This is a genomic window from Desulfovibrio sp. JY (genome assembly GCA_021730285.1).
Classification (GTDB): Bacteria; Desulfobacterota; Desulfovibrionia; order Desulfovibrionales; family Desulfovibrionaceae; genus Solidesulfovibrio.
In genome coordinates this window covers 3,584,739-3,601,300 of record CP082962.1, presented here as the reverse complement: position 1 = coordinate 3,601,300, position 16,562 = coordinate 3,584,739, and the positions used below count along the sequence as shown (strand labels likewise).

The window sequence follows — 16,562 nt, the reverse complement described above, 5'->3', positions numbered from 1 at the left end:
TTTAAAAAGGGTTGTCCCCTCTCGCGCTCTCCCCTTCCTAAACCTTTTAATAAGGCTTCGAAGCCTTGCTTCCCCCAGTGAGTGAACAATAAAGCCCCCGGCCGTGATTGCGACCGGGGGCTTTTGCTTGCGATGGGGCGAGCCAAGGTCAGCGCAGGGCGGCCTTTGTGGCGAAATAAATGATGCCGCCCGCGCCGAGAAGGACCAGCGCCAGGACAAAGACGACTTGCCGGCTGAGTCCGAAACGCCAGGCGGAAGTGTCTTGGACCATGGCCTTGGCGCGCCTGAGGGACAGGATGACCAGCGGGATCGCGACGAGCAGGCCGCAGATTTCCAGCACCGTCAAGAGGGGCGGCATGGGATCGGCTGAGACCGGGAAAATCCCGGCCAGATCGAGCAGATACACAAGCGCGTAAAGAAGGCCGCAAAGCGCCGCCTCCACGAAAGCCGCCCGTCGCCCGCGAAACGCCCAATACGCCACGACCAGGCTGCCTATGCCAAGGGTGGTGAGAAACGTGTTGAATGTGAGCACCGCCACAGGGGACAGCATGGAAAAGCCACGCGTCTCCACCGGGCCTCCCGGGACCATGACCGCCAGAAGCGCCATGGACAGAACCAATAGAAAAGCGATCACGTAACGCGCCTCAAGCCGCATACCACCCTCCATCAACGTTCTTTGACCGCCTCACCGGCCACCTCCGTCCGCGCCAAGGAGTTCAAGCAGAGTCGCCGCGTTGGCCGTGGGCGGCTGGCACGAGCCGGCCCGGCAGACATGGGCCGCCGCCGCCTCGCCAAGGGGCAGTTGGAACCGAGTATAAGGCGCAATGGCCGCGATTTCCGGGTCATCCTCTCCGGCCGGGCGCAGCACCACCGCCACTTCGGGCAGATAGCGGTCGAAAATGGCCCGGGCCAGGGCATGGGTGTCGGCCGCGTCGGGATTGCCGGCCAGGGTCACTTCGGCCGCCGGGGCCAGCATCTGGGACAGGCCGCAAAGGAAAAAGGCAAAGCCCGAGGGGTGCTCGGCCACGCGTCCCCCCGCCGCCTTGGCAAGTTTTGCCGCCTCTTCCCGAAACGACTTCTCGCCGGTCAGGCGAAACAGCGTGGTCAGGACGAAAAAAGCCACGCTGTTGCCCGAGGGTACGGCCGCATCGTAGAAGGTCTTCTGGCGCAAAAGGAGCGTCTCGCCGTCATCCGGAGACAGGAAAAATCCGCCGTCCGCGTCGCCGAAATGGGCGATCATGGCCTTGGTGAGGGCCACGGCTCGCTTGAGGTACCGCGGCGCGAACACCGTCTGGTAGAGTTCGACAAGGCCCCAGGCCAAGAATGCGTAGTCGTCGAGCATGCCCGCCACGGCCGCCTCGCCCTGGCGCAGCCGGTGCAACAGCCGGTCTCCGGGCAGAGCCATCTTTTCCAGGAGGAAATCCGCCGCCGTAACCGCCCGCGCGGCCAGCGTCTCGTCATTGAACGCCCGGGCCGCCTTGGCTAACGCGGCCAGCATCAGCCCGTTGTTGTCCGTCAGCACCTTGTCGTCGCAAAGGGGGCGTACCCGCTTTTCCCGAACGGCCAGCAGCGCGGCGCGGCACGTTTCCAGGCGCGCGGCCAGCGCGGCAACGGTCGTGCCCATCCCCGCCGCCGCATCCGCCAGCGACCTGGGCAGATGGAGAATGTTGGCTCCGGTGGCCACGCCCGTGGCCTCGTCATGGAAATTGCCGGCCGCCTCGATGCCGTAGACGTCGATGACAAGCCGGGCATCCTCCGGCGGCAGCGCCGCACGGATTTCCGCCTCGGTCCAGACGTAGAACTTGCCCTCGACCCCTTCGCTGTCCGCATCCTCGGCGCTGTAGAACACGCCGTCGGGACTGGCCGTCAAATCGCGCCGGACGTACTCCAGGACCTCGAGGGCCGTTTCCTTGAGCCAGGCTTCGCCCGTGGCCTGCCAGGCCTCGACGCAGGCCATGACGCAAAGGGCTTGGTCGTAAAGCATCTTTTCGAAATGGGGCACCAGCCAACCCGCATCGGTGCTGTAGCGGTGAAAGCCGAAACCGATCTGGTCGTAGACGCCGCCGCGCCGCATGGCGGAAAGCGTTGCCGTGACCATGGCCAGTTGGTCCTTGTTGCCGGTGCGGCGGTACTCGCGCAGCAAGAGCAGCAGATTGTGCGGCGCGGGAAACTTGGGCGCCCCGCCGAAGCCGCCGTTTTCGGCATCAAAGGCGGCGGCCAGATCCTTGCCCGCGGCCTCCAGTTCGGCCAAGCCGGGCTCGGCCGGGGCCGCTGCGTCGCGGCTCGTGATCTGGTCACGCACCGCGCCGAGAAGCTGGGCCGCGTTGCCGATGACCGCCTGCCGGTTGCTCTGCCAGGCCATGTGGACGCGTTGGAGCAGTTCGCGCATGCCGGTGCGCCCCATCCCCGATTCCTTGGGGAAATAGGTGCCGGCGAAAAAAGGCTGGCCGTCCGGGGTCAGGAACACATTCAGCGGCCAGCCGCCCTGGCCGGTGAGCGCCTGGCAAAACGTCATGAAAAGCGTGTCCAGGTCCGGGCGCTCCTCCCGGTCGACCTTGATTGCCACCACGATGACCCGCATCAGAGCCGCGATGTCCTCGTCCTCGAAGCTCTCGCGCTCCATGACATGGCACCAGTGGCAGGTGGAATAGCCGATGGACAGGAATATGGGCTTGTCCTCGGCCTTGGCCAAGGCGAAAGCCTCCTCGCCCCAGGGATACCAGTCCACGGGGTTGTAGGCATGCTGCTGCAAATAAGGGCTCTTTTCGTTGATCAAGCGGTTGGCTTTGCGCGACATGGCGTCCTCCCTGGGGCTTTGTAACAGGGAAAGAGTCTTTTGCAACCGTCGCGCCGGAGCCGACCGCCCGTATCGGACGCCGTTTCTCCTTGAAGCTTTTCCTATTCCACGGTATGGAATCCGATCTTATTGTGAAATCGGGAGCAAGCGATCCATGGCGGGAAAAACGGTGCTTCTGGTCGACGACGAGGCGGGATTGACGGCTGTTCTGGCCAAGCGCCTGACGGCCCGGGGACTGACCGTGAAAACGGCCGGATCGGGCGAGGAAGGCCTGTCCGTCCTTAGTGACGACAAGGATATCGCCCTGGCCGTGCTCGACATCAACATGCCGGGCCTCGACGGCCTGGAAACCCTCAAGGCCATCAAGTCCATGCGCCCCGAAGTGGAGGCGCTCATCCTCACCGGCTATCCTTCAGTGGAAAGCGCCCTGGAAGGCATGCGCCTGGGGGCCTACGAATTTCTGTCCAAACCCTGCGACATGGAAGAGTTGTACGCACGGGTGATGGAGGCGCTGGCGCGCGCCGACGCCCGGTAAAAGGGGAAGGCCATGACCATGAAAACCGTTTTGCTGGTCGATGACGAGGAAAACCTCCGATTCGCGCTCTCGAGCTGGCTGACCAAGCAGGGGCTCTCGGTGCTGACCGCCGCCTCCGGCGAGGAAGCCATCGACATCGTGCGCCGCGACCCGGCCGTGGCCGTGGCCGTGCTCGACGTCAACATGCCGGGCTTAAACGGCATCGAAACGCTCACGGCGCTCAAATCCATGCGCCCCGAACTCGAATCGATCATCGTCACCGGCTACCCCACCGTGGAATACGCCCTGGAAGGCATGCGCCTGGGAGCCGTGGAGTACTTAAGCAAGCCCTGCGATATCCACCACCTCTTCGAGGTGGTGCAAAAGGCGCTGTCCCGGGCGGCCAACAACCCGCGTTTTGCCAGCGACGGCTCCAACGCGGCCGATCCGGCGGAGACCAGGGGATGAAGCAGCTGCAACGAATTCTCAATAACGTCATCAACCGCACCAACATCAACCTGCGGCGCAGTTCCATCGACGTCGGCCCCTATGTCAGCGGCGCGGTTCCCCAGGAGAAGTACGCGCAGTTCTACGCGTTTTACGCCGTCTCCACCGAGCACCCCCTGTTCTTCAACTTCCAGTGCTCCTCCCTGGCCGGTTCCTACTTCTTCGGCAAGTGCGACGTGCAGCATTCCGTGATGTACAAATGCGACGTCCGCGGCGACGAACTCAAATCCCTGTCCAAGGGCTTCAGCGTGGACGGCACCAACGTCCGGCTGCACAGCGACGAGGTCATCAAGATCGTCGACAGCTTCCTCAACAAGACGCTCATCCACAGCTTCAGCCACGATCCCGAGTTTCCCGAGGAATTCCTCATCAAGAATACCGTGGCCCTGTCCTATGCCAACATCCATGGCTCCCCGGTCATGGGTTCCTTCCTGGGGCCTTTTTGCACCATCGACCTGTGCACCGTGCAAAACAGCTGCATCGGGGCCTACGCCTACGTCCAGGTGGCCGACTTGCAGCCCTCGGTGATCGAACCCGGGCGTATCTGGATTCGCAACAAATCCGGCGACGAGTTCATCTACAATTACGCGCCGGAAATCGTGTCCCGCTATATATCCGTCGCGCCGAACGAACGCGCCAAGGGACTGTTCATGGATTTTGTGGACAGCCACAAGCGCGATTTCGAACGGGTCTTCGGCTTCCTCTACGCCTCGCGGCCCGAATCCTACGCCCGTGGCTCCTTCGTCTCCCGCTATGCCGTGGTCAAGGGCGAAACCAGCATAGGCGAAAACGTCCTGGTGGCCCAACGCGCCTACCTGGAAAACGCCTATCTCGGCAAAGGGGCCAATGCCCAGGAAAACAGCTACGTGGTCGATTCGGTCCTCGAAGGCTACGACGTCACGGCCCACGGTGCCAAGATCATCGGCAGCCGGCTTGGCACCAACGTCTTCGTCGGCTTCAACTCCTTCCTGCGCGGCACGCCCGAAGCGCCGCTCACCGTGGGCGAAGGCGCGGTCATCGTGCCCCATACCATCATCGATTTGGTCGAACCCGTCACCATCCCGCCCGGATACGTTGTCTGGGGCTATGTGACCAAACAATCCGACCTAGCCACCCAGGCCGTGTCCATCGAGGATTTCGCCAAAATCGACGGCGAGGTCGCCATCGGCCCCATGACCTTCAGCGGCAACGGCGAACGCTTCATCCGTGCCTTCCAGCACCGCATCCACCACATCCTCCACGATAACGGGGCCTACTACGACGGCACGGACAACCTCGGCCACGCCCAGAAAACCAAAAACATTACCTACAACCTCATCCAGCCCTACGTGGAAGGCGGCTTCAAGGGTGTCTACCCGAACATACGCATCTTCCCCCTGTGTCCGGACGACCTCTGCATGTAGCCCCGCATCACCCGCACCCGACGCCCCGGCCCCGGATTTCCCTCCGGCCCGGGGCGTTTTTCATGGCCCATCCCCCCTGTTGCCAAGCGGCCGCGTCTGTCGCATATACTGGAGGTTGGAGTTGACAGTTCCGTCAACCCCGAAACAACGGGAGCGACGCCATGAACGCCAAAAAAGCCCTCATCATATCGGCCGACAATTTCGAAGACACCGAACTGCTCTACCCGCTCTACCGTCTCCAGGAAGCCGGCTTCCACGTCGATCTGGCCGCGCCTGAGGCCGGTGAAATCACCGGCAAGCACGGCTACACGGTCAAAGCCAACCTCGGCGTCGACGCCGTGGAATCGGCCGGTTCGTGCGGCTACAGCCTGCTCGTGCTGCCCGGCGGCAAAGCCCCGGCCGCCCTGCGCAAGATCCCCAAGGTCATCGATATCGCCACCGACTTCGCCTCCTCCGGCATCCCCATCGCCGCCATCTGCCACGGCCCGCAAATCCTGGTCACCGCCCGGCTGTTGCGCGGCCGCCACGCCACCTGCTACAAGACCGTCGCCGATGAACTCAAGGAAGCCGGCGCGCTCTATGAAGACAAGTCCGTGGTGGTCGACGGCCCCCTCGTCACCTCCCGCGAACCCGGCGACCTGCCCGACTTCATGCGCGAAGTCATGCGCAAGGTTGGATAGGAGGGGAGAGGGGAAGAGGCATCGGGGGGAGGGGACCCCTTTTTGAAAAAAGGGGTCCCCTCCCCCCGTACCCCCCACCCTCCCCCAAAACTTTTAAAGGGGGCGGCAATCAACCGAACCCTTTGGATCTTTTTCGCCCCGAAGGGGCGACGGCGTGGTGGCGGCGGAATTTGCCTGGGACGAGCTTGTCGCGAAGCGACATGCACCGTCCCGACAAATTCCGCCGCCATCTTCCACTCTCCGCCCTCCCGGCAACCCGCGAAACCTCCGCCCAGCCAAAGCCGAATTGGGGGGTCCGGGGGGCCCGTGGCCTCCCGGCGGGTCCAGGGCAGCGCCCTGGCCGGAGTGCGGGGGCGGAGCCCCTGCCGGGGCCCAGAGCAGCGCCCCGACAAGCCTGACATAACCATGGAGGTACGCCGCGCGATGCCGCATGCCGTTTTCCTACGCCGCTTCGCCGGCTACGACGCGCCAGAGCTGGATGCTGTCGTGGCCGAACTGCTGACGTCCACCGGGTGCCCGGTCGGACGCGGCGCCACGGTGCTGGTCAAGCCCAACCTCGTGGCTCCCCGCAATATGGCCTTGTCCTGTTCCGAGCCGCGCGTGGTGCGGGCGGTCTGCCGGCATCTGCTGGAGCTGGGGGCGATCGTGACCGTGGCCGATTCCCCGGCCTTCGGCACCGGGCGCATCATGGCTAGGCTGTCGGGGCTGACCGAGGCGCTTGCCGGTCTGCCCGTGACGGTGGCCAGCCTGGACGAACCGCGTCAGGTGCGGCTGAGGCATGGGGGAAGCATCGGCATTTCCCGGCTGGCCCTGGAGACGGACCACATCGTGAGCGTGGCCCGGTTCAAATGCCACGATCAGATGGGGTTGACGCTGGCGGTCAAAAATTTCTTCGGCTGCGTCTGCGGTTTTCGCAAATCGCTGGCCCACCAGCGCCTGGGCAGGGATAGGGGCCGGTTTGCCCGGATGATCCTGGACGTCCTGGCCGCCTTGCCGCCAACGACCTCGCTTTTGGACGGCATCACGGCCATGCACAAGCACGGCCCGGCCTACGGCGAGGCGTTTCCTTTGGGGATGCTGGCGGCGGCGGCCAATCCGGTGGCCCTGGATACGACGATCTACACCCGGTTCGGGCTTGCGCCAGGGGACATTCCGCTCTGGGGACAGGCCAACGCCCTGGGACTTCCGGGAGCAAAGGCCGAGGACCTCGTTTTCCCCATGGAGCGGCCGGACGCCTTCGATATCGCCGGATTCGAGCTCCCCGCCGCGCTTTCGCCGCTTTGCTTCGAGCCCAAACGTTTCGTCACAGGCCGGCTGCGCAGCCTTATGCTCACATTTGGCCGTACCCCCAGGTCCCGTTGACACGCGGTCAAAGACGGCTACCTTCTCCCCCCATGCCAATACGCGCACGCTGCCGCCACCTTGTGGCCGGCCAGGTCCAGGGTGTGGGATTTCGCCCATTCGTCTACAGGCTGGCCCGGGAGCTTGAACTCGGGGGATTCGTCCAGAACACGCCCGAGGGCGTGGTTATCGAGGTCGAGGGCACGACGGACGCGGTCGCCGCTTTCGGCCGCCGCCTGCCGGCTGAGATTCCGCCCCTGGCCCGCATCCTTCATCATGACCAAACCCCGGCCGAACCAAGCGGCGAGACGGCGTTTCGCATCGACAAAAGCGCTCCCGGCAGCGGCCATGAGGTGCTTATCAGCCCGGACGTGGCCACCTGCCCCGACTGCCTGGCCGACATGACCGATCCGGCCAATAGGCGTTTCCGCTATCCCTTCACCAACTGCACCAACTGCGGGCCACGCTACACCATCACCCGCAGCGTGCCCTACGACCGGGAAACCACCTCCATGGCCTGTTTCCCGCTGTGCCCGGACTGCGCCGCCGAATACGCCGATCCGGCCGACCGCCGGTTCCATGCCCAGCCCAACGCCTGCCCGGTATGCGGGCCGAAGGTCTGGCTGACGGACGCCTCGGGAACGCGCCTGGCCGAGGGCGATGCGGCTATCAGGCGTCTTGCCCGGGCCCTGGCGGACGGGGCCATCGCGGCGGTCAAGGGACTCGGCGGCTTCCATCTGCTATGCGACGCGACCAACGACGCGGCCGTGCGGGAGCTGCGCCGTCGCAAACACCGGCCGTCCAAGGCCCTGGCGGTCATGGTGCCGCACCTCGACGCGGCCAAGCGTATCGGCGCGGTAGGGCCGCGCGCCGAAGAACTGCTGACCGGCACGGCGCGGCCCATCACCCTCGTACCCGTGCGCCCGGAGAGCGGCCTGTCGCCGGCCATCGCGCCGGATACCACCGAAATCGGCATCATGCTCCCCTACACGCCCCTGCACCACATCCTGCTTGGCGACTATGCCGCGGCCATCGGCGGGGACCGGCCGGCGGCGCTGGTTGCGACTTCGGGCAATGCCGGCGGCGAGCCCATCAGCCTGGGCAACCGCGAGGCGCTCGCCCGGCTTGCCGCCATCGCCGACATTTTTCTCCTACATAACCGGGACATCCTGATCCGCACCGACGATTCCGTGGTCCGCCCCCTGGAAGCCGATGTCGCCCCGGACGGCGGGCATACGCCACGGCACATGTTTCTGCGTCGGGCCAGGGGCTACGTGCCAACGCCGGTGATCCTGCCCGTGTCCGGGCCGCCGGTCGCCGGGCTGGGGCCCATGCTCAAGGCCACGCTGTGCCTGACCAAGGGCAACCAGGCCTTTGTCAGCCAGCACATCGGCGACCTGGAATCCCTGGAAGCCTTCGGATTCTACCAGGAGATCCTGGACCATCTGCAAGGCGTGCTCAAGGTGCGGCCCGAGGCGCTGGTGGCCGATCTGCACCCGGATTACCCCTCCACCCGCTTCGCCCTGGAACAAAACGCCGTGCCGGTGCTGCGCCTGCAGCACCATGTCGCCCACATCTACGCCGTGTTGGCCGAGCATGGCCTCATGGAGCCGGTCTTGGGGCTGGCCCTGGACGGCACGGGCCTTGGCGAGGACGGCACGCTTTGGGGCGGGGAATGCCTGCTCGTCGATCCGGGCGCGGGAACCTATAAGCGGTTGGGACATTTCGCGCCCATGCGCCTGCCCGGCGGGGATGCGGCCGTGCGTGAACCCTGGCGCATCGCCCAGGCCTGCCATTTTCTTTTGGGCGACAAGGAGCCGGGTGACGGCCTGCCGTGGCCCTGGATCACGGGCCGGGAAAGCGCCACGCGCCTTGTCGGGACCATGCTGGAAAAGGGACTCAACTGTCCGGTGACCACAAGCTGCGGCAGGCTCTTCGACGCGGTGGCGGCGGCCATAGGCGTGTGCCAGGCCATCGACTACGAGGGACAAGCGGCCATCCTCCTGGAGCGTGCCCAGGACATGTCGGAAGCGCGGCCGTATGCCTGTCCCGTCGGCCTGTCCGAAAGCCCGGCGCGGTTGGAAACGCTGGAGCTGTTCCGGCAGGCGGCAACGGACGCGGCGCGAGGGGAATCGGCAGGCCGCATCGCCCGTCGGTTCCATCTTGGTCTTGTTGCGGGTCTGGCCGCCCTGGCCGGAGAAATGGCCACACGCACAGGCATCGCCCGGGTGGCGCTTTCAGGTGGTGTGCTGCAAAATCGGACGATTGCGACACTCCTGCCGCCAGCCCTGCGGGAACGCGGCCTGACCCCGCTCAGCCAGAGAAGGGTCCCGTCCAACGACGGCGGCATCAGCCTGGGGCAGGCTTTCTACGGAGTTTTCGTGACAAAACGGTGACTTTTTGCCCATTTTCAACCAAGCTATAGCTCAATATTATCTATTTGATTAGTAGAAAATTATTGACAGTTTCATCGAGGCAACGTACGCATTCGCCGGTTCGATATCCTGCGAGCTTGCCGATACGGCAGCAGCGCATATTTTTCAAAAAAATAATTGTTCAACTGTTTTGTCAGCAAAATCCGTACGGACTCCTTCCAGGGGGGCAACACGAGGCCACACGAGGCGTGTTGCCATACGGTCGGCATCCCTCGCCTGTCCGGCGGACGTGATCCTCGTCGCATCGAACCGACGACGCGCGACCGGGCGAGTTGCCTGTCACACCCCGCTCGCCCCTTCGAAGCGATCGTTGCGGCCACGAACAACTGCGCGCCCCCAAGGGACATTCGACCATACATGTGTAGCGACAAAGGACAGCGCTCGTTTTCAGGCGTATCCCAAAGGGCGCTGAGGGCCTGGGCGTAGTGCTTTTCGTATCCTGCCGTTAACATGCCAACGCTTCGCCGGATCGTAGCAGTGCAACGCGCCCCAGAACCGGAGGATTAACCCTGCTGCCACTTGTATTCTTGACTTATACTTTCGCAGCATTCATAATATTGCACTTGCGATCGGCTTGGCAGGTACAGACTTATATGCCGTTTCCAGAACGACCTGAAAATCTCCCACCGATTATTGAAGATCGTATTTTCCAGCAGCCGTTGCCGGTCAATGTCGTCGGCCGTCGGATGTGTGGCAGAGGCAATGCGGAATAACCGACGAAAACGCGATATTCGTGGCGAAAAAGAAACCGCCTCCCCCTGCGGGCGTCCCGCCACGAATATTTGACGATAACCGATGTACTCGGAGGCATTATGAACGAAGGGACCCCTCAGGAAACCATCAACCGCTTTGACGACGCATTCGACCGGATCAAGCAGGCGACGGGCATGCGCACCCAGGTGGAGATCGCCAAGATGCTCGATATCCGTCAGTCCAGCATTTCCGACGCCAAGCGCCGTCAATCCATTCCGGATAGCTGGCTGATCAAGCTGTACCAGATATACAACCTCAATCCCAACTGGATCATCGACGGAGAACAGCCGCAATTTCTGGGTGATAAGCGCGGCGGCGCCCTGCATGTGCGGGAATCCGGCGACAGCTACGGCCGCAAGCCCAAGTATTACCAGATGCCCGTGGCCTCCATGTCCACGCCGGAACCGGAACAGGAAGAAGCAACCGTCGCCAGCGCGGAAACATTGGCCGTTCCGGAACAATTCCATAAAGCATCCCTGGTCATCGTGCGCATGGACGAAAGCGACATGGAACCGGTCATCCATCGTGGAGCCTATGTGGGCATCGACAAGGACCGCAAGACCATTCGTTCTGGCGGCCTGTACGCTCTGGATATGCCCATGGAAGGGCTCATCATCAAACGTATTGTGCACGATGCCGAAAACGGCCGGCTCATTCTGCGCTCGGAAAATCAGACCTATGCCGATCAGTGCATTCCCGCCGACGGCGCAGCCGAGCGTGTTGTCGGCCGTGTCACCTGGGTTTTCCAGGAACTCTAGCCCCGCCGAAAGACGCCGCCCGTCCCGCGGCAGCGCCGGGAACAGCACAGCGTTACGCCTGTTCCCGGCTCGCCCGCCGGGTCGTTTTTTTCCTACCAGAGTGCGATTTTCTCTATTTCGCCGACGCGTTGACGCGTTCCATGAAATCGTGTATTAGTTATGACTATTATAGATTCATAATTATTTTTTGCAGTAAGTTGCTTTATGAAACCTGCCATGCAAAACACCGCCATGCAGGAGGCTGCGTGAAGCCCGACACCTTCGAAGACGCTTATGCCAGGATCCAGGCGGCCACGAAGACCCGGACCCAGACGGAGATCGCAGCTCTGCTCGGCATCAAGCAATCCAGCATTTCCGACGCCAAAAAGAAAAATACCATCCCCGATGGCTGGCTCATCACGCTGTACCGGGCCTGCGGCCTGGAGCCGGACTGGATTTTATACGGGCAGGAACCCGCTTCGAGGCGAGAGGGCTTTGCCATGTCCGAAGGCGTGTCTGGCGTGCGCGAAACCGCCCACGAATACGCGGCCACACCCGCACGCACGACCGTGTATGCCATGGCCCGCACCGATCCCGAAACCGGGGTTTGGCAGCGGGAACGCCTGGAAAGCATCCCGCTTATCGAGTCGCTGTCGCGGCCGAACTTGCTCGTGGTCAAAATGGACAACGCCGGCATGGAGCCGGTCATCCGCCACGGCGCCTATGTAGGCATCGATTGCGACGTCGTGCGTATGCGCACCGGCGAAATTTATGCCCTCGACTTTCCCGGCGAAGGACTGGTCATCAAACGCGTCGTGCGCGATCTCGAAGCCAAGCGACTCTCCCTGCTCGCTGACAATCCCTCCCATCCGGCGCAGCATCTTCCCCTGGAAACTCCGGGAATCACCCCCGTCGGCAAGGCGATCTGGGTCATCCAGGAAATCTGATCCCTCTTTCCATTCCGTTTCTGTCGCACCCATCATCGCATTGCCGTATCCTGGGTGGAGACGGCTTTTTTTTGTGTTGCACGCCTGGGCGGCCCGTTACAGAGCATCCAAAAGGAATGTTTATTAAAGTATAGCATTAAATATATTTACATATAAATCATTCGTGCTTATTGTGTGGGAAACCGGGGGTTCACATGGGACAACAAGCACGTGACGCCATTCTTGCCCGATTGAAGACAGCCCTTTGCGCCAGGGGGGCCAACGACGGTGCCAACCGCCTGGGCCTTATCACGAGCGCCTTGACGACCGAAATGGATGCGGCCGCCTTCAGTTCATGGATCATGCGCCATTGCCGCGAATACGATCTCGATCCGGACTGGGTCTTCCAGGGCAAGGGCCGGGACGCCCCGCCCGATTGTCCGGTGGCCATGACCCCGGTTTTCGCCATGGCCGTCACCCATCCCCGTACGGGCCACTGGCAGTTACGCGAGATCGAACGCATCGCCCTGGCTCCCCGTATCGTCGGTCCGAGCCGGTTCGTGGTCCGCATGGACAGTCCGGCCCTGGAACCGCGCATCCACAAAGGGGCCTATCTGGTGGTGGACACCTGCCGGGACGCGAGGGATGGGCCAAACGCCGCCGCCCGGCAGACGCGGGAAAAAACCGCCCCGTTCGCCCTGGATATCCTGGGCAAGGGGTTGGTGGTACGCATGCTGCCCTGCGGAGGAGACGACGACAGGGAAACGACGGACGAGGACAGAGGGATCGCGCTTGCGGAAGCGGTGATCGGAGATACCGGGCATGCCCGCATCGTAGGGCGCGTCGTCTGGGTGGCCCAGGCCTTGTGAGAGGAGAGGACGGGGCCTCGAACGCGTCCTATCCTTCCCGATCGTAGCGCCGGTTGCGGGGATCGAAGCAGAACTCGCAGCCGTGCGGCAAAATGAGGCGCACAAGCCCGAGCCCGGCGACGAAACCGCCGGCATGGGCCCAGAAGGCGACGCTGCTGGCCCCGCTGCCGCTGACCGAGCCACTGACGCCGGAAAGCAGTTGCAGGAAAAACCAGATGCCCAGAAAGACCACGGCCGGGAGTTCGATGATCCAGGGAAAGATGAAAATCGGAATGAGCGTCACCACCCTGGCCCGGGGAAACAGGCGGAAATAGGCCCCCATCACCCCGGCGATGGCCCCGGAGGCCCCGATCACCGGCATGGTGGCGTTCCAGTTGAAAAGAATGTGGGTGCAGACGGCGATCACGCCGCAGGCCAGGTAGAACAGGGCAAACCGCAACGGCCCGAGCGCCTCCTCCACATTGTCGGCGAATATCCACAGCACCCACATGTTGAGCAGAAAATGCAGCCAGCCGCCGTGCAGAAACATGTAGGTGACCATGGATTCGTAGCCGCCCCTGGGATAGCCCATGATGGCGGCATAGGCCGGATCGGTGTAGCGGGCCGGGACCACGCCATAGATATACAAAAATTCGAACAGGGCACGATTCGGCAGCAGTTGCTCGAAGAAAAAAAGCAGCGCGCACAGGGCAATGATCGTCCAGGTCACGAGTGGCCGGCGGGAACTTGGCACATTGTCGCGAAGCGGTATCATTTCATTGCCCGCCTCCGGTGGCGGGCAGCGGCCCCGGCGCATAACCCCGATCCCGCAACCATTGCAGGCGGTCAAACGCCTCCCGGCGGCGCAACGCGGCCAGTCCGTCCAGGACGTCCCGTCCCTGGCGCGTCAAACTGTCCAGGTCGCCGTCATTGTCCACCACGAACCGGCATTTGGCCAGCTTGGCCGCCTCGGGCCACTGCCAGCCGTCCATGCGGTCGGCCAGATCCCCGTCCCAGCCACGCCCGCCGGTGAGGCGCTCCCGGCGCGTCTCCAAGGAACAACGAACTCCGACAACCATATCCGCAACGTCCTGCCAAGGCCAACCCGATTCGAAAAGCAGCGGCACCTCGGCAAAGGCTACCCGGGCCGTGACGTTCGCTTGCAGGAAAGCATCCAGTTCCGCCCGAACCAGCGGATGCACCAGTTCCATGACCTCCCGCCGGAAGGATTCGTTTTCGAGCATCCGCGTAAGCAACCAGGCCTTGTCGACGGAGCCGTCCGGTCCGAGCGCCTTCTCTCCGAAGCGCCCGGCCAGCATGTGCGCCCCGCCGCCTCCCGGGGCATAGAGCCTGCCCACGGCCGCATCGGCGGAAAAGACCGGAGAGCCGGCCGCCTCAAAGACCTTGAGCAAGGCCGACTTGCCGCAGCCCGGCATGCCGACCAGCCCCACCCGTTGGCAGCGACGGCCAAGGAGCAGCACCAGCCGCCAGAAATCCGGGGGCGGCGGGCAACGGTAGGAGCACGTCTCCCCAGTACCCGGATGGACAAAGGACAGCTTCCAGGCGTGAAGCATCTGGCGCGTGGCCAGCCGGGCCAGGACACCTGGCCGGCGTTTCCAGGCGGTATGTTGCAGTGCGCCGTAGACCGCATCCCCGACGATGGGATGGCCGATGGCCGCCAGATGCACCCGGATCTGGTGGGTGCGGCCGGTGAAAATGTCCACTTCCAAAAGGCTGGCCGCATCGTCCGGCGCACTCCAGACCAGCCGCCAGCGGGTTGCGGCCTCGCGCCCGCCTTTGGCCGCCACCGCCATTTTGGTCCGATTCCTGGGGTCGCGGCCGATCGGCAGGCGGATGTCCCCGCCGTCACGGTCGGGCCGGCCGTGCACCAGGGCCAGATAGGTCTTGCGCACCCTTCTCGCCGCGAAATCGGCGGCCAGGGCCTGCCTGGCGGCTTCGGTCAGGGCGACCAGCAACAGGCCGCTCGTGTCCTTGTCCAGACGGTGGACGATGCCCGGCCGCTCACCGGCCATGTCGTGAAGCTGCGGGAAACGGTACAAGAGCCGGTTGACCAGCGTCCCCTCGGGCAGCCCCGGAGCCGGATGCACGGTGAGCCCGGCCGGTTTGTCCAGCACGATCACGTCCGCGTCGGCATGAAGCAGCGTCAGCGCCCCGGCCTCGGCCCCGGTCTCGCTGGAGAGCTTCGGCAGGCGCAGGGTCAGCGCCTCACCGCCGCGAAGCTTGGTTCCGGGCTTGCGGCAGGGCGCGCCGTCCACGCTCGCCTGCCCGTCCTCGATGGCCGCGCGCACCCGTGCCCGGGTGACGTCCTCCCCGGCCAGCCGGACACTCCAGAAGACATCCAGCCGCGTGCCACGCCCGCCGTCGTCTGCCGGATCGAAAACCGCCTCGCACACCATGTCTTGTTGCATCACGCCTTCTTATCGCCTTGAAAAGATATCCGTTGCACGCCGGTGGCGTTTCCGGGCATCAATTGAACAAAGCTTATGATTTGGTTAGGTTGTTTTCCCTGATTGCGCCAGACAAAAAAGGAGCCGCCCATGCAGGCCGTCGTCTTTGACAACGGGAGTGTCCATGTGGTCGAAAGGCCCGATCCCCGGCCGCTTGCCGGCGAAGCGCTGCTTCAGGTCCGCATGGCCGGCATCTGCAACACCGACCTGGAGTTGCTCAAGGGGTACATGGGGTTTGCCGGCATCCCGGGCCACGAGTTCGTGGCCGTCGTGGCCGAGGCGCCGGGGAATCCGGAACTGGTCGGCCGGCGGGTGACGGCGGAAATCAACCTGGGCTGCGGCCATTGCCCGACCTGCCTGACCACCGGGCCGCGCCACTGCCCCAACCGCACCACGCTTGGCATCGCCGGCAAGGACGGCGCGTTCGCCGGCTACGTCACCATGCCGGTCCCACTGCTCCACGAAATCCCGGACACTGTCTCGGACCGCGAAGCGGTGTTCATCGAACCCCTGGCCGCCGCCCTGGAACCCGGGCAACAGCTCCATCTCACCGCCGACATGGCCGTGCTGGTCCTTGGCGACGGCAAGCTCGGCATCCTGTCCGCCTGCTCCCTGCGCCACCAATGCCCGGACATCGTCCTGGCCGGCCGCCACGCCCGCAAGCTGGCCATTGCCGCCGACCAGGGGGTCACCACGCGCCGCGATGACAGCCATGACGGCCTCGTCGCCGCCCTGCTCAAGGAATTCGGTCGCTTCGACCTGGTCGTCGAGGCCACGGGCCGCCCCGAGGGCCTGGCCCATGCCCTGGACCTGACGCGCCCGGAAGGGACCATCGTGCTCAAGACCACCACCTTTGCCGCGACCCCGGTCAACATGGCCCGGGTGGTGGTGGACGAAATCAGCCTCGTCGGCTCGCGGTGCGGTAATTTTCATCTGGCCACGGCCTATCTGCGCGACAAGCTGGTAGACGTCGCGCCCCTTATCGAAGCCGTCTACCCCTTTGCGGATTTTCCCCAGGCCATGGCCGCCGCCGCCCGCCCCGGCGCGTTGAAGGTGTTAACTGGGGGGAAACCTTTCTGAAGAAAGGTTTCCCCCCAGGCCCCCCTTCCCAAGACTTTTAACGGTCACAGGATGTTATCCAACTATCATCCAG

The 16,562-nt window shown here is 63.9% G+C and carries 14 protein-coding genes; 10 read left to right on the top strand and 4 right to left on the bottom strand.

Translation table 11 applies throughout. From position 1 onward, the window contains the following. Window positions 1-148: 148 nt before the first annotated feature. Both K9F62_16060 and K9F62_16055 read right to left on the bottom strand, forming a co-directional pair. Window positions 149-655 (bottom strand): hypothetical protein, encoded by a 507-nt coding sequence (locus K9F62_16060; protein ID UJX40202.1) that lies wholly within the window; start codon window positions 653-655, stop codon window positions 149-151. A 30-nt stretch (window positions 656-685) separates the two neighbouring features. Beyond that, window positions 686-2,797, bottom strand: a complete 2,112-nt coding sequence (locus K9F62_16055; GenBank protein ID UJX40201.1) for a thioredoxin domain-containing protein — start codon at window positions 2,795-2,797, stop codon at window positions 686-688. Window positions 2,798-2,951: 154 nt separating this feature from the next. On the opposite strand from K9F62_16055, the gene K9F62_16050 reads away from it, so the two are divergent. From K9F62_16050 to K9F62_16010, 9 genes are all read left to right on the top strand, one after another. Further along, window positions 2,952-3,332 (top strand): response regulator, encoded by a 381-nt coding sequence (locus K9F62_16050; GenBank protein ID UJX40200.1) that lies wholly within the window; start codon window positions 2,952-2,954, stop codon window positions 3,330-3,332. Window positions 3,333-3,344: 12 nt separating this feature from the next. Further along, window positions 3,345-3,779 carry a response regulator gene (locus K9F62_16045; protein ID UJX40199.1) on the top strand — a complete coding sequence of 145 codons (435 nt, stop codon included), beginning with the start codon at window positions 3,345-3,347 and terminating at the stop codon, window positions 3,777-3,779. After that, window positions 3,776-5,221, top strand: coding sequence for a transferase (locus K9F62_16040; GenBank protein ID UJX40198.1), 1,446 nt, complete (start codon window positions 3,776-3,778; stop codon window positions 5,219-5,221). The genes K9F62_16045 and K9F62_16040 overlap by 4 nt, the downstream gene beginning before the upstream one ends. Before the next feature lie 161 nt (window positions 5,222-5,382). Continuing rightward, window positions 5,383-5,901 carry a type 1 glutamine amidotransferase gene (locus K9F62_16035; protein UJX40197.1) on the top strand — a complete coding sequence of 173 codons (519 nt, stop codon included), beginning with the start codon at window positions 5,383-5,385 and terminating at the stop codon, window positions 5,899-5,901. Window positions 5,902-6,324: 423 nt separating this feature from the next. Beyond that, window positions 6,325-7,263, top strand: a complete 939-nt coding sequence (locus tag K9F62_16030; GenBank protein ID UJX40196.1) for a DUF362 domain-containing protein — start codon at window positions 6,325-6,327, stop codon at window positions 7,261-7,263. Window positions 7,264-7,295: 32 nt separating this feature from the next. Then, window positions 7,296-9,638, top strand: a complete 2,343-nt coding sequence (hypF, locus tag K9F62_16025) for a carbamoyltransferase HypF (protein UJX40195.1) — start codon at window positions 7,296-7,298, stop codon at window positions 9,636-9,638. Window positions 9,639-10,489: 851 nt separating this feature from the next. Next, complete coding sequence (locus K9F62_16020; protein ID UJX40194.1) at window positions 10,490-11,188, top strand: helix-turn-helix domain-containing protein; 699 nt, start codon at window positions 10,490-10,492, stop codon at window positions 11,186-11,188. A 245-nt stretch (window positions 11,189-11,433) separates the two neighbouring features. After that, window positions 11,434-12,114: a helix-turn-helix domain-containing protein gene (locus K9F62_16015; GenBank protein ID UJX40193.1), complete on the top strand. Its 681-nt coding sequence runs from the start codon at window positions 11,434-11,436 to the stop codon at window positions 12,112-12,114. A gap of 194 nt (window positions 12,115-12,308) precedes the next feature. Further along, window positions 12,309-12,962, top strand: coding sequence for a hypothetical protein (locus tag K9F62_16010; protein ID UJX40192.1), 654 nt, complete (start codon window positions 12,309-12,311; stop codon window positions 12,960-12,962). 28 nt (window positions 12,963-12,990) lie between these two features. Here K9F62_16010 and K9F62_16005 read toward each other — a convergent pair whose 3' ends face one another. Further along, window positions 12,991-13,716: a rhomboid family intramembrane serine protease gene (locus K9F62_16005; GenBank protein UJX40191.1), complete on the bottom strand. Its 726-nt coding sequence runs from the start codon at window positions 13,714-13,716 to the stop codon at window positions 12,991-12,993. A 1-nt stretch (window position 13,717) separates the two neighbouring features. Further along, on the bottom strand, window positions 13,718-15,370 hold the full coding sequence (gene coaE / locus K9F62_16000; protein ID UJX40190.1) for a dephospho-CoA kinase: 1,653 nt from the start codon (window positions 15,368-15,370) through the stop codon (window positions 13,718-13,720). A 129-nt stretch (window positions 15,371-15,499) separates the two neighbouring features. On the opposite strand from coaE, the gene K9F62_15995 reads away from it, so the two are divergent. Then, window positions 15,500-16,489, top strand: a complete 990-nt coding sequence (locus K9F62_15995; protein ID UJX40189.1) for an alcohol dehydrogenase catalytic domain-containing protein — start codon at window positions 15,500-15,502, stop codon at window positions 16,487-16,489. Window positions 16,490-16,562 lie beyond the last annotated feature (73 nt).

Coding starts and splice junctions, on each gene's coding strand:
- K9F62_16035 (UJX40197.1), top strand. CDS start 5,383: ATGAACGCCAAAAAAGCCCTCATCATATCGGCCGACAATTTCGAAGAC.
- K9F62_16010 (UJX40192.1), top strand. CDS start 12,309: ATGGGACAACAAGCACGTGACGCCATTCTTGCCCGATTGAAGACAGCC.
- coaE (UJX40190.1), bottom strand. CDS start 15,370: ATGCAACAAGACATGGTGTGCGAGGCGGTTTTCGATCCGGCAGACGAC.
- K9F62_16030 (UJX40196.1), top strand. CDS start 6,325: ATGCCGCATGCCGTTTTCCTACGCCGCTTCGCCGGCTACGACGCGCCA.
- K9F62_15995 (UJX40189.1), top strand. CDS start 15,500: ATGCAGGCCGTCGTCTTTGACAACGGGAGTGTCCATGTGGTCGAAAGG.
- K9F62_16005 (UJX40191.1), bottom strand. CDS start 13,716: ATGATACCGCTTCGCGACAATGTGCCAAGTTCCCGCCGGCCACTCGTG.
- K9F62_16045 (UJX40199.1), top strand. CDS start 3,345: ATGACCATGAAAACCGTTTTGCTGGTCGATGACGAGGAAAACCTCCGA.
- K9F62_16060 (UJX40202.1), bottom strand. CDS start 655: ATGCGGCTTGAGGCGCGTTACGTGATCGCTTTTCTATTGGTTCTGTCC.
- hypF (UJX40195.1), top strand. CDS start 7,296: ATGCCAATACGCGCACGCTGCCGCCACCTTGTGGCCGGCCAGGTCCAG.
- K9F62_16050 (UJX40200.1), top strand. CDS start 2,952: ATGGCGGGAAAAACGGTGCTTCTGGTCGACGACGAGGCGGGATTGACG.
- K9F62_16040 (UJX40198.1), top strand. CDS start 3,776: ATGAAGCAGCTGCAACGAATTCTCAATAACGTCATCAACCGCACCAAC.
- K9F62_16055 (UJX40201.1), bottom strand. CDS start 2,797: ATGTCGCGCAAAGCCAACCGCTTGATCAACGAAAAGAGCCCTTATTTG.
- K9F62_16020 (UJX40194.1), top strand. CDS start 10,490: ATGAACGAAGGGACCCCTCAGGAAACCATCAACCGCTTTGACGACGCA.